Annotated in this window: 13 protein-coding genes; all 13 read right to left on the bottom strand. The window is 48.0% G+C overall.

The features are described 5' to 3' along the window. Positions 1-11: 11 nt before the first annotated feature. The 13 genes from ACN0V1_RS04155 to urtC all read right to left on the bottom strand — a co-directional run bounded on the left by ACN0V1_RS04155 (position 12) and on the right by urtC (position 12,934). Entirely contained in the window at positions 12-323 is a 312-nt protein-coding gene (locus ACN0V1_RS04155; RefSeq protein WP_417544043.1) for a GFA family protein, read from the bottom strand. Between the two features lie 182 nt (positions 324-505). Further along, positions 506-1,666, bottom strand: coding sequence for a hypothetical protein (locus tag ACN0V1_RS04150; protein ID WP_417543785.1), 1,161 nt, complete (start codon positions 1,664-1,666; stop codon positions 506-508). Positions 1,667-1,769: 103 nt separating this feature from the next. Continuing rightward, the gene (locus ACN0V1_RS04145; RefSeq protein ID WP_417543784.1) at positions 1,770-2,705 is read right to left on the bottom strand and encodes a putative phage abortive infection protein; all 936 of its coding nucleotides are present in this window, start codon (positions 2,703-2,705) and stop codon (positions 1,770-1,772) included. Between the two features lie 117 nt (positions 2,706-2,822). Then, the gene (locus ACN0V1_RS04140) at positions 2,823-4,808 is read right to left on the bottom strand and encodes a hypothetical protein (protein WP_417543783.1); all 1,986 of its coding nucleotides are present in this window, start codon (positions 4,806-4,808) and stop codon (positions 2,823-2,825) included. Then, positions 4,808-5,317 carry an ABC-three component system middle component 4 gene (locus ACN0V1_RS04135; RefSeq protein WP_417543782.1) on the bottom strand — a complete coding sequence of 170 codons (510 nt, stop codon included), beginning with the start codon at positions 5,315-5,317 and terminating at the stop codon, positions 4,808-4,810. The genes ACN0V1_RS04140 and ACN0V1_RS04135 overlap by 1 nt, the downstream gene beginning before the upstream one ends. After that, positions 5,310-6,542: an ABC-three component system protein gene (locus ACN0V1_RS04130; protein ID WP_417543781.1), complete on the bottom strand. Its 1,233-nt coding sequence runs from the start codon at positions 6,540-6,542 to the stop codon at positions 5,310-5,312. The genes ACN0V1_RS04135 and ACN0V1_RS04130 overlap by 8 nt, the downstream gene beginning before the upstream one ends. A gap of 522 nt (positions 6,543-7,064) precedes the next feature. Next, positions 7,065-7,418, bottom strand: coding sequence for an FmdB family zinc ribbon protein (locus ACN0V1_RS04125; protein ID WP_417543780.1), 354 nt, complete (start codon positions 7,416-7,418; stop codon positions 7,065-7,067). Positions 7,419-7,423: 5 nt separating this feature from the next. Further along, a complete protein-coding gene (gene fmdA / locus ACN0V1_RS04120; RefSeq protein ID WP_417543779.1) occupies positions 7,424-8,656 on the bottom strand; it encodes a formamidase in 1,233 nt (410 codons plus the stop codon). 104 nt (positions 8,657-8,760) lie between these two features. Continuing rightward, on the bottom strand, positions 8,761-9,057 hold the full coding sequence (locus ACN0V1_RS04115; protein WP_417544042.1) for a hypothetical protein: 297 nt from the start codon (positions 9,055-9,057) through the stop codon (positions 8,761-8,763). A gap of 34 nt (positions 9,058-9,091) precedes the next feature. Beyond that, on the bottom strand, positions 9,092-10,138 hold the full coding sequence (locus ACN0V1_RS04110) for an aliphatic amidase (RefSeq protein WP_417543778.1): 1,047 nt from the start codon (positions 10,136-10,138) through the stop codon (positions 9,092-9,094). Between the two features lie 158 nt (positions 10,139-10,296). Then, positions 10,297-10,986 (bottom strand): urea ABC transporter ATP-binding subunit UrtE, encoded by a 690-nt coding sequence (gene urtE, locus ACN0V1_RS04105; protein ID WP_291944222.1) that lies wholly within the window; start codon positions 10,984-10,986, stop codon positions 10,297-10,299. Positions 10,987-10,988: 2 nt separating this feature from the next. After that, positions 10,989-11,747: an urea ABC transporter ATP-binding protein UrtD gene (urtD, locus tag ACN0V1_RS04100; protein WP_417543777.1), complete on the bottom strand. Its 759-nt coding sequence runs from the start codon at positions 11,745-11,747 to the stop codon at positions 10,989-10,991. Further along, complete coding sequence (urtC, locus tag ACN0V1_RS04095; RefSeq protein ID WP_417543776.1) at positions 11,747-12,934, bottom strand: urea ABC transporter permease subunit UrtC; 1,188 nt, start codon at positions 12,932-12,934, stop codon at positions 11,747-11,749. The genes urtD and urtC overlap by 1 nt, the downstream gene beginning before the upstream one ends.

Here is a 12,934-nt window from a genome sequence, read left to right as displayed (position 1 = left end):
TTATCACTGCCTCAGTCATTCTCAGTGAATTGGGGCAAATCGTCTGTAATCTCGAACCAAGGAGCCTTGCTGCCCACGAAAACATGGCGGTCTGCGCGTACACCTGGGTCGGTGTCAAGGGTGCCCAATGGGAGAGCATAGACTTCCGGATTAGAATCGAACTTCGTATGAATACTTGACCCACAGTTTACGCAAAAAACCTTGAACTCTCCCGGCGAAGATTCGTAGGTTTTTAGCAGCTCCTTACCTCTGACGGTTCTCCAGTCAACAGCCGGTACCTTTGCACAGGTTCGAAAAGCCGCTGCATGGAGCTTGCGGCACATGGAGCAATGGCAGTTGTAAACGTCGCTAAGGTTGCCTGCTATTTCATATTGGACGCCACCGCAAAGGCAGCTACCAGATTGGATCATTGATTCACCTCCCTGTGTGATAACGCCGCCAACACGCGTGGTTTTGTAGTGGAGGCGAAGCCGCAACGGAAAAGCTGTCGCCGTGATTGGCTTGGTTAGGCATTGACACTCAATGACTCCCATTCTTCTTCTATAAACTTTTTCAGAAGTACTGCAGATACATAAGCCGCATAATGCTGCCAATCATCTACCTTATCTTCTGCGAAATCGCAGATCGCTTTGAGGCAAAGAAAAATTGGCGGAGGTTCAATGGTGTCGTTACAGGCTCTATGAACTGCGTGCGACTCCATTTCAATGCCAGCCAGCTTTCGAGAACTCTCCATCAAAGACTGAATACTGCTCTTTGAGTCCAAAACTAGTGGTGACGTGAAGAGCGGCCCCACATGAATGTTCAAATCTGTTCTTGGCTGTAGTGCTGGCCACCCTTTCTTTATAGAGTCTAAATTAGTTCTTTCCCTCTTCCATTCTTTTAATATACCTAAGGCGCGAGAATTTGTGGCAAGAGGGTTGGATGAAGGAAATATTTTGGAACCCCCGTCTGCATCTACAACCTTGCTGGAGCCAAAGTCGTATGTTTGATCAGCAATAATAATGTCACCAAAACCTTGCTTGTCTGATCTCACACCAGCCGCTATTCCTGTCATCGCAACCACATTCGGCTTATATTTCCAAATCAGCTTTGCTGCGAGTACGCCTGAGCATGAAACTCCCATGTGATTTGGGGATGCTACAATAACATTCAATTCACGGCCTTTCATGGTTTTCCATTTAGACCGATAGTATGTTTGAGGATCGTTTTTTGCCACCGGCATACGTTCCCAGTCCGTCAAGTTTAATATTGATGTCAGCTCAATATCCGTTAATGCGCAAATAATTGCTAGATCAAAATTGTCGACGGCCAATTCAGAAGGCGTCCTATTTTTTTCTATTTCCGTTTCAACCTCTCTAAAAAGAACAACCGGTTCAGTGTTGACGTGTCCATTTAAACCGGAGAAAAGTAACTTTCCAGCCAACAAATACAGAGGTTTCTTCTTTTCCAGATCTAGATTGAGTGTCTTTATCTTATAAAGCACTAAGTCGAAGTGCAAAATCATCGCGCCATGCTCCTCCAAAGGCACACCTCCATTGGCGCGATACTCCCAGCGTATTTGATTATCAGTACTGGTAAATACACATGCAATTTTGCTCTCTCCCAAAACCTCATCAATGACATATCCAGAGGATGCTGTGTCCCCCGGCTTATATGATTTTCTCATAACTAACCTCCTGAAACAGTTGTAACTCGGATGCCTCAACGCCTGCGTCACTGGTGGCGAAAGCGTAGCTTTTTGACATCCCGTGCACGCACTTGTTAAACCTCTACACGTGGTCTGCATACGCATGTAAATAGCCGCCGTCCACTAAATCATTTTGGAATTGCTTCGAATATTTCGACTTGAGCTTACGAACTAGGTCTTCGATCACATTTTGACCTTTCTCGCCCATTGCATAAGAGTAGCGATCAAAAATCAGGAAAGTAGACATATTTATAGGCAGATGATCTAATCGCATGTGCTCCAAGAAACTATACCTTTCCAGCAAAGCCCAATATTTTTGCAAATTATTTAGTCCAGAATAAGTAGGAATACAGTTTAAAGCGATGACTGGAAGTAATTTTACAGGGACAAAGCTCCTTACTAGGCTTGCATACATTTTTTCGTCATTTTCGTACTTTTTAATTGTATCTCTACACCCTAGAGATAACTCACTAAACTCCTTCTCTTTATTTCTAATATTGTTTTTAGCTATAAACTTCAACAACTGATATAGGACCCGAAAGTACTGTGACAACTCGACATTCTGTAATATGTGTTCCTGCCGCCCTGACAAGTAACTATTAACACCTACACTATCATCGGTCTCTAGGTTATGAAGGTAGCCACTCAAATCAATAAATTTAAAATCCAGCTCCTTGACAGCTCGATTATGCAAATTTAACAAAGAATAAAATGTAGCTTCAAACTTCTGAGCTTCATGGTTTTCTACCTGCTTTCTCTGTGATTCAACTCCATCTTCAAGAGCCCTGATCGCAGTAGTTAACTCTTCTCTTTGCAAAAAAACCGTATAAAGTAACGCTAAAAAAGATAATGAAGCAAATAGAGCACCTACCGTTCCGCCAATATATGAACCAAAATCCCCCCAGTCGGAAGAATTAGGGCTAAAATCACCCGAAAACTGGTCAAAGTAGGAATAACAAGCCACAGCAACAAAAAGCATAGCTAAAGCCGTAGCAAGGGGAACAACTTTCTTTAACATTTATTTTCTCAATTCTTCATAATGCCTAAAGAGGTGTAACGCTCGCATTTTCGGCTGGTTTGGAGCGTAGCGGAAAATCAGTCCGACAACATGCGCTTGTTACATTTTTTCACGTCATTATCTTGTTATTGAATCCCAGTCATCGATTAGGCCGACCGGAAGCCCATTGATACCGTTAGACCTATAGTGTGATATTTCAAAACCTTTGTTTTCGTAAGCAACATCACGGGGGATATCATTGTCTACTAGTATAATCTGACAAAGCTTGCCTTTATCATCGAACTCTTCGGCAACTGCAACCAATGCATCGAATAAATTCCTGTATTTCTCTGGGTCTGCGACACCGTCAACATCATTGGAACTTTCATTTTGAGCATCATCGGAATCTTCAGGAGTTTTCCCCAAGAACTTTCCTACTGTATCGATCATTAATAATCCTGGGATATTTGTCTCTTTGCGCAATTTCTGCAACAAAATAGACGCAAGATATCCGATAGAAACAATTGTTCTAAGTCCGCCTGAATTAATTTTTCTGTATTCAATATTTCTAACTTTTGGAAAAAATGTCTTTTCGTCAATACCCACGCCATAATGGTTCTTTATCTTTACTTTCTGAATAAACTTATTGATATCTACACCAAGATCCTTTAGCACATTATCAAGTGATGGAGCGTCATTTTTTAGCTCATCCAGTTTGATCTTTAGTTTTTCGATCGTCCCTTTTAAGCGCTCTATCTGGTCGGCGAGTGTCGCTTGTTTATTCCTTACTCGCAAAGAATGAACCGCCTTTTCTCTACGCTCACCAAGTTGTGCTAACTCTTTGACTATTGCGTCCCGTTCGGCCAGATAAGGTGATATTGAATTCGCAAGCTCTTCATCCATTATTTGTCTGGCTTTATTCTTCTCGAGGTATAGTTCGGCAAGAATAGAGTTAGCGGAGTCCAAATCTGATCTATTATCAAAGATTAACTGTTTGAGATCCCTCGACCTTCTTCTGATCGATGTTAACTCGACTTTTAAGCGCGCATCACTCGGAATATCAAACTTCTCAGATATATCACCAATGTCGATAATGGTCTCGCACACAGGACAGCTTGTTTGTTCCTCTATCTTCCTTCCGATGATCTCTTTGGCAGAGAGGCTTGATTCAATCTTATCAATATCATTCTGGTAATCATTGAGGAGTCGACTAAACGTTTCAATGCTTCGTAAAGCTCTACTTCTTCCGTCTTCCTGTTGCTCAATATTCAAATTAATCGTGTTTAGCGCATCTTTAAGGCCTTCGTATAGCTCATTATCGCTTGTCATCCGTTTGTTTAAATCTGAAAGTTGGATTTGAACTTCGATTTTGACGTGGTCTAAGCTGCTTATTTCTTCATCTAAATCCTCAGCGCTTTTGAATTCCGTCTGAGATAAAAAATTACTTATTGCAAGGTACTGATTTGAAAGCTGCGTTTTTTCTTGCGTTTTACTTACAATATCTACTTCTATTTCAGAAATCCCAGAGTCAAGAACATTGAATATGTATCTGAAGACCTCCCTATTTTTTGTTTCGAGCACATGGTTTCCAATATTTAACATGTGCGTACTACCTACATCGTCTTGATCTAAGTAGATAAACTTGAATAAGTCGAGAAAACTCAGCCTGGCAGTTCCTGATGAATCTTTTGTTGGAGCCTGCTTTAATCGAACGGCGGGCAGTTCTAGCGCTTCAAGAAGAAATTCAGAAAAACTTTTAGCTTGATCATCTCCCTTGGTAACGCTGGACTTGTATTTTTCAGGAAAGGAGTTTGATATTTCAAGGTACGAACAAGAATATACGTCAATATCTCTGGCTGGATTGAAAATATCTCTGCTAATGCAGTAGGGAGTTCCATTTATATTTATTTCAAGAACTGCATATTTTACAGATGAAGAAATCTCTTCATCGAGCTTAATTTGCTTTCCTCCGAGAAGGTAGTATACAAGTCTCAATATACTTGACTTTCCTGTATCAGCATCCCCGTAGATTATATTTATTCCGGGATGAAAAGTAACTCGATAATCTTTTCTGTGCCCGTTCAGTATCAAATTTTTTAAAAGTAAGCCTTGAGAAAGATTCATTATACTCCCTGCTTTAATACTGTACTTATATACCCGTTAAGCTTGCTTGGGCTCTGTGACTGAAGCGATGAAAGCCGTTCAATAAACAGCCGAATCTTCCGGAAATACCCATCTTCTAACTTACTTGCGATATATTTTCCTGTGTCAGTTAGATCAAACAAAAAACCTTCTGAGTTAGAATATTCTGACGACAAATATTTTTTAGATGAAAGTATTTGTATCATTGTCAGAAGCCGCTCGCGATCAAAAAGTTCATCGACACTTACTGAAAGCGTATCCACGGTGTAATAATCAACGTCATCAATAACAATTTGACGCTTGTTTGCCAGCATTAGGACTTTGTTTAAGAAGGCCGGCCTAGTAACCAAGAAATAGAACGATTGCATTTTGTCAATTGTTAGTACTTTCTTGTTTCGTGCTGTTTGCGCAAGATTACATAGTATAAGAATAAGTATTCCTAAGTTGTAGTGCAGCTCCCGCTCTGGCTGAATATATGGCAGTTTATTCACTCTTGACCTCCGTAATGAGGCTGCGCAATGAGTCTGCCGAGCCATCCTTTACCCACCAAATGTTTTCATCTTCTGAGTTGGCGAGTTGGTGAAGCATACCTTGTTTATGAATAGCGTTTATAAATAGAATAAATGTATTTAGAAATACTTTGTCTTCTTTTATTATAGTTTCATGTACATCTGCCAGCAATAATCCAGAGTTTGGAATGCCGTCGTGGATATACTTTGTATAACTATTTTGATAAACCTTGCGTATTTTTTTGTATAACTCAGCTAGCCGTTTTTGATCCGAAGTGTTGCTGAAAAATTTCCTTATGTACTCTGCATTTAGAAAAGCTTCTTTGGCTTCTCTTACTGTAGTGTTGTGTATGTCTGCAGAGATTAATTTTAAGACAAACAGCTCGTCGTCAAATTCTGTTTCGTCTTCAAGCTGTTTAATCTCTAAAGCTGATATACCAGGATCGTTATTTTCAAAATCCAATATGATTTGTTTGATTGCGATAAAGGTTGTACTGCTCTGGCTTTCAGGTTTAGTAATACTGGTGTGGTCCTCATCTACCGATATTGCATCTGATTTTTCTTTGTCTATTGGTACAGAGCTTGTCTTCTTAACGACCGAGTCATGGACTCCATAAAAATACTTTGTAGTAGGTCTTAAGCTGGTTTTCAGCCATTCGTCGTTTATTCTATGAATAAAATCATTGAGTGGAGAAAGCCCTTCAATTTGCAGATTATCGCTGATTAGTTTACCAAAAGTTGCTGACTCGGCGCCTTGGTGGGGTACAGCTAGAGAGATAAAGAGTTTAATCTTTGGTGGGATTTTTTCTTCTATATCTTTTGTTATAGCGCTTTTGGTTACCAATCCTCCCATGCTGTGAGCAACAACGATAACATTGTCGTATGTTTGTAGTCTGAATCGAATTTCAGTTCTAAGTAAGCTTCCAATCTCTTCAATACTTATGTTGCTGGCAAGCTTCCCATGTGAAGTCCGAAACATACGCTTAACAAAAGTTGAAACTTTACCGGCTTTCGCAAAAAGATTTAACAACTTGGTAAAGTATAAAAAGTGCGCAATGTCGTATTTTTCTGATATCTCTGGGTCATCGGAAAATAATTCAGGGAATGAGCGCCCCCCCCCGTTTCGCCAAGTTGCCTCCCCGCCGCAGAACCCATGCACAAATAGAATCAGGTTGCTTTTTTTACTCTGAGAAACGAACTCAATCATTTACGAATGCCTTTAAAAACATGATCATTCTGTGCACATGTACTACATGTCATTTTTATCATTGTTCCCCCTCAACATTTCTATATTGCCGCTGCCATGATGTAAAGCTAATTCAGCGACAAATGACATCTATCCCGCCGGCGCCTAATTCCGTACCAGTTTTCGTCATCCTTTCGCTTTAAGTTTTATAAATCAGTGTACTAAAGGATAGACCAAAGGAGCGCCCCGTGGAAATAGGCGTCATTTGTCTTTTATTCGCGAGGCTTCTGTGTCTTCTAATTACGCAAATCTCACTAATTTATTTCTACAAATCAATTGGTTGCAGTTCTTCTTCGGAGTTTTGCGTCATTTGTCGCTGAACTCCGGTGCAAATCTTCACCTCTCCAACTGTGCTCCGGTCTGGTACTCAATCAACTGCGTCTCGAAGATGTTCTTCTCCATTGCGCTGGGGGTTTAAGCAAGGCGGGAAAACAAAAAAGCCCCCGAAGGGGCCAAACAGGTTACAGATTAAGCGCCGGTCAATCAGTGGCTGATCATCCAGGGCCGCATGGAGGGGAACATTTTCTTCCCGTCGGCGGTGTAGAACAACATTGACTTGCCAGGTTTGGGCGAGCCACAGCCACAACTGCGGCTGTGCTCTTTGTCGTTCGCCCGGCGGTCGGCGGTTGAAAACACAGGCTCATGGCGGGAACGTTCATTCCTGTCCCGGGCCTTACGTGTTGCCGGGTCCATGGCTGCAATCTCCGGTGGTAGCACAATCACTCTGGCTGACAGCGCCTTGCAGGTGGGACATTCCGCCGGTTTGGCGCTGTCGGCCATGGTCGCCAATGTGTTGAACAGACCATGCTCGCGACACTTGTAGTCATACACAGGCATGGCTGTTACTCCTTATCTTTCGACAGCGGTACATCCATTCCTCCAGTGACCATCTTCTTCGGGCCGTCAGCGCACGGATTGATGTCGAAATCGAAGATACCCGTTGGCAACCAGAGCGTGGCACAGGCGTTCGGGATATCCACCACGCCGCTTATGTGGCCTTCCACCGGCGCACAGCCGAGAATCGCGTAGGCTTGGGCCTTGGTGTAACCGAACTTGGTCATGTATTCGATGGCGTTCAGACAGGCCTGGCGGTAAGCCACGTGCACATCCAGGTAATGCTGCCCGCCGTCTTCGTCTACGGAGATGCCTTCAAAGATCACGTAATCGTCATAACGGGGCTTGATCGGGCTGGGCTTGAACACCGGGTTCTTGATGCCGTACTTCTTGATGCCATCCTTGATCAGGTTGACCCGCAAGTGAATCCAGCCGGCCATTTCGATGGCCCCACAGAACGTGATCTCACCGTCACCCTGGCTGAAGTGAAGGTCGCCTACCGACAGGCCGGCACCGTCTACGTACACCGGGAAATAGATCTTGGAGCCACGGGAAAGGTCTTTGATGTCACAATTACCACCATGTTCACGGGGCGGTACAGTGCGGGCGCCTTCAGCACCTGCGGCTTTGGCGGCATCGCCTTTCAGCTGGCCCATATGGGCGGTATCGCCATTCGGCAGGGCCGCCAGTTCCGGCACGCGCTCCGGGTCGGTGGCTACCAGCCCGGCCTCGCGCTTGTTCCAGGTGTCCAGCAGCTCTCTGGACGGCAGGCAGCCGATCAGGCCCGGGTGAATCAAGCCGGCAAATTCCACGTTTGGAATGTGGCGGGATTTGGTGAACATGCCGTTGAAGTCCCAGATGCTTTTCTGTGCGTCCGGAAAATGTTCGGTCAGGAAGCCACCGCCGTTCTGCTTGGAAAAGAAGCCGTTAAAGCCCCATTGGCTCTCTTTGAAAGTGCCGATATCGAGGATGTCCACTTCCAGCAGGTCGCCAGGCTCCGCACCTTCCACTCCAATAGGGCCAGACAGGAAGTGCACCTGGCTGAGATCCACGTCGCGCACGTCGTCGGCGTTGTCGTCATTCTTGATCTGGCCGCCGGTCCAGTCATAGCACTCGACGATGAAGTCATCACCGGGTTTAACAGTTGCCACCAGCGGAATGTCCGGGTGCCAGCGGTTGTGGATTTTGTCGTTCTCATAGGCCGACTTGTTCAGATCGATCTTGATAATGGTTTCAGCCATAGCGGAGGCTCCTTGGAGTGATTGGCTTACACGTTCAGGTAACAGCTTCACTATCCGAAATCTGGCCCCGGCGAGGTATTCGCGAAATACCCCCGGTGCCTACGTCATTCGACGTATTGGTGCACGGTGACCACCCTTCCCTGCACATCGGCTTCAAACCGGTTACAGCCGGGATACTGCAGCAGTGCTCTGGCCACCGCCGGTTCCAAACGCTGGCGGAAGGCACGCAACATCTCCCGGGCACCATAACGGGCATCGTAGCCACGGCACAGTTCGCCCCTAAGCTTAGTCGACAGGGACAGCTCTGCGTGTTTTTTACCCAACCGGCGATTAAGACCCGCCAGCTCGATATCCAGCAGAGCTTCAAGCCAGTTATCAGTAAGACTGTTGAAAGTAAGAATCTAGTCAATGCAGTTGAATCAGCGCCTCCCGGCTTTAAGCTCCTGCAGATTTTTCCTTGCCATCGAACGGCAAGGTTCCCACCGGGCATTCGGCGGTGCCGATGGTCTTACGTGTCATCGCCTCTACGTTCTCCTGGGCCTTCTGGGCGTCCATCACCCAGGTGCGGTAGAACTCGAACGGGCAGTCGGCCACACCCTTGTCACCGTCGCCAGAGTTGTGAACACCGGTATAGCCCCGGTGCAATAGTTTGAACAGGTGGTTCTGGGACTGGTCATTTTCCCGGGCATCGCGAATCTGGCTGATAGAAAGCTGGGCATACTGGATACCCATGTCTTCCTCACCACACTCACCCAGCGTGCGGCCATCAAAGCCAATGATGGCGGAGTGGCCGAAGTAGGAGTACACCCCGTCAAAGCCGGATGCATTAGCCACAGCCACGTAGCAGTTGTTCGCCCAGGCCATGCTCTTGGACATCATCACCTGCTGCTCCTTGGCCGGGTACATATAGCCCTGACAGCGAACGATCAGCTCGGCACCCTTCATGGCACAATCCCGCCAGATCTCCGGGTAGTTGCCGTCATCGCAGATGATCAGGCTGATTTTCATGCCCTTCGGGCCTTCGCTGACGTAGGTGGTATCACCCGGATACCAGCCTTCGATCGGACACCAGGGAATGCACTTGCGGTACTTCTGAACGATCTCGCCTTGATCATTGATGAGAATCAGTGTGTTGTAGGGCGCCTTGTTCGGGTGATCCTCGTGACGCTCGCCGGTCAGTGAGAAAATGCCCCAGGTATTGGCCTCACGGCAGGCGGCGGAGAAAATGGCCGTTTCGTCACCGGGAATGGTGGCGGCGGTTTCCATCATCTCGTCGTTGTCGTACATAATGCCCATGGTGCTGTATTCCGGAAACACCACCAGATCCATACCCGGCAGGCCGACTTTCATACCCTTGATCATGTCCGCAATCTTGCGGGCGTTGTCCAATACCTCGGCTTTGGTGTGCAACCGGGGCATCTTGTAGTTCACTACCGCCACGCCGACGGTATCGTTACTGCTGGAAATATCACCGTGTCTCATAGATTACTCTCCCGAAAATCTTACTCAGAATTTTGGGCCGATGGGGCGGGGCACCTCTTCCGAAACCGTATGCGGCAGGGATGCCGCATCCGAGACTACATGGATGTATTCACGGCGTGTTTCGGAAGAAGTGCCCCGCCGCAGCGGCTTGCACCAAACTAAACGGCCAGATAACTGGCAATCTTCTCCTGATCCGCCTCGGCCCGGTTCTCTTCGTGGACGATGGCGCCCTTCTCGATCACCAGAATCCGGTCCGCAGCATCCATCACAAAACTCAATACCTGCTCTGACACCAAAATCGACAGCCCTCGCTCATCGCGGATGCGCCGCAGAGTCTGCGCGATTTCCTTGATGATGTTGGGCTGAATGCCTTCAGTAGGCTCATCGAGCAGCAGCACCTTGGGCCGAGTGGCCAAGGCCCGGGCAATGGCCAATTGTTGCTGCTGGCCACCGGAAAGGTTACCTCCGCGCCGGTTCTGCATTTCCTTCAGTACCGGAAACATCTCATACAGATCCTCGGGCACCTTCTTCTCACCCACCGCGGCGAGCCCGGTTTCAATGTTTTCCCTCACCGTGAGGGTCGGGAAGATCATCCGCCCCTGAGGTACAAAGCCGAGACCGGCGCGCACACGCTGAAAGCTCTTGAGGCGAGTCAAATCAGTACCGTCCAGGCTGACTTCGCCACCTTTGGTTGGGGTCATACCAACAAGGGATTTCATCAGCGTGGTCTTGCCCATGCCATTGCGGCCAACCACAGCCACAATTTCGTTCTTTTTCACATCCAGGTTCAGGTCCTGGATGATGGTGCTTTGGCCATAGGCCACCAAATGATGTTTGATGCTTAGCATGATCAGTGCCCCAGGTAGACTTCGATAACTTTTGGATCCGACTTGACGTGCTCAATGGATCCTTCCGAGAGAACCTTGCCCTGGTGCATGACCGTGACCCGATCGGCGATGTCGCCGACAAACTGCATGTCATGCTCAATCACCAGAACCGTGTGGTCCTTGGTGATCACCCGGAGCAGTTCCGCCGTTTTCTTCCGTTCTGCCACAGACATGCCCGCCACCGGCTCATCCAGCATCAGCAAATCCGGTTTCTGAATCAGCAACATGCCAATCTCCAACCACTGTTTCTGGCCGTGGCTGAGCAGAGCGGCAGGTTCGTTCAGGGCCTCCGTGAGGAAGATGGTTTTCGCCACGTCTTCCACCGCCTCAATAACCGCCGCATCCCGCTTGAAAGCCAGTGCGCCTATCACGCTGTGGCCTTGTGGATAGGAAACCTCGAGGTTCTCAAATACAGTCAGGTCCTCAAACACAGACGGGGTCTGGAATTTCCGGCCCACGCCCGAATGGACAATCTGGTGCTCTTTGAGTTTGGTCAGCTCCTTGCCCGCAAATTTGATGGAGCCGGACGTGGCCTTGGTCTTGCCACAGATCAGATCCAGCACCGTCGTCTTACCCGCGCCGTTGGGGCCGATGATGACCCGGATTTCCTTGGGGTCGAGATAGAAGGACAAGTCGTCCACTGCCTTGAAACCATCGAAGGAGACGGTCAGGCCCTCAACTGCCAGCAGAAAATCCCCTCTGTTGTTCTTGGCTGTGCTCATCACGATTTCTCCGGGCTGTAGGTGTCTATCATCGGACTATAGTCATCGGCCTTTTCAGCGGCCTGCCTGGTCACCACAGGTACGGTTTTCCTCTTGTTGCGCTTGAAGACCTTATTTTCCAGGGGCATAACGTAGCTCTTGTAGAGCCCCGCAAGGCCATCCGGGAAAGCCAACACCACACCGATGAACAGGGCACCCATGGCAAAAGGCCAAAGCTCAGGGAAGGACTCGGAGAAACCACTCTTGGCGGCATTCACCAGCAGCGCGCCATAGACCGCACCGAGGATGGACAACCGGCCACCCAAGGCACAGAAGATGACCATTTCGATGGAGGCAACGATGCCGATGAACGACGGTGACATGAAGCCCACCAGAAGGGTGAACAGAGCGCCGCCGATGCCGGCGAAAGCTGCTGCCAGGCAGAATACGAAGATCTTGAAAGCTGCCACGTCATAGCCGGAGAAGCGCACCCGCATTTCCTGAGCATTCATGGCCACGAGGATACGGCCCAGTTTCCGGTTCTGAACAAGGCGCGCTACGAACAGGCAAAGGAAGAGCATGCCGACGCAGATGAAATACAGGATATTCCTGGCCTCATCGGTGCGGATGTCCCAGCCCATCAGAGTCTGCAGGTCGGTAATGCCGTTCACGCCACCGGTATAACCCTGTTGCCCGATAATCAGGATGGTCAGGACCGCAGCAATGGCCTGGGTGATGATTGCGAAATACACGCCGCCGACCCGTCGGGTGAACATGGCAATGCCGATAACGAACGCCAGCAGAACCGGCACACCAATAACCGCCAACAAGGTGAACGAGAAGCTGTGGAACGGCTCCCAGAACCAGGGCAGCTCGGTGAGCTGGTTCCAGTCCATGAAGTCCGGAATGCCGGGCGTGGACTGAATAGCCGTGGCCTCCGGCGTGGAGGCCTCCAACTTCAGGAACATGGCCATGCTGTATCCGCCCAGGCCAAAGAACACACCCTGGCCCAGACTGAGAATACCGGCCTTGCCCCAGCACATGACCAGGCCAATCGCAACGAATGCGTATGTCAGATACTTGCCCACCATGTTCAGGCGGAACGGATCCAGGGCAAGCGGCAAAAGAACCACCAGCAGGAAGGCCAGTGCGAGGTAATACAGCCCTTCTCGGGAGACAAACCACTTCATAAGGGATGAATGCTTCAT

The sequence above is a fragment of the Marinobacter sp. genome (assembly GCF_048266785.1).
Classification (GTDB): Bacteria; Pseudomonadota; Gammaproteobacteria; order Pseudomonadales; family Oleiphilaceae; genus Marinobacter.
This window is presented reverse-complemented; position numbering and strand designations above follow the sequence as displayed.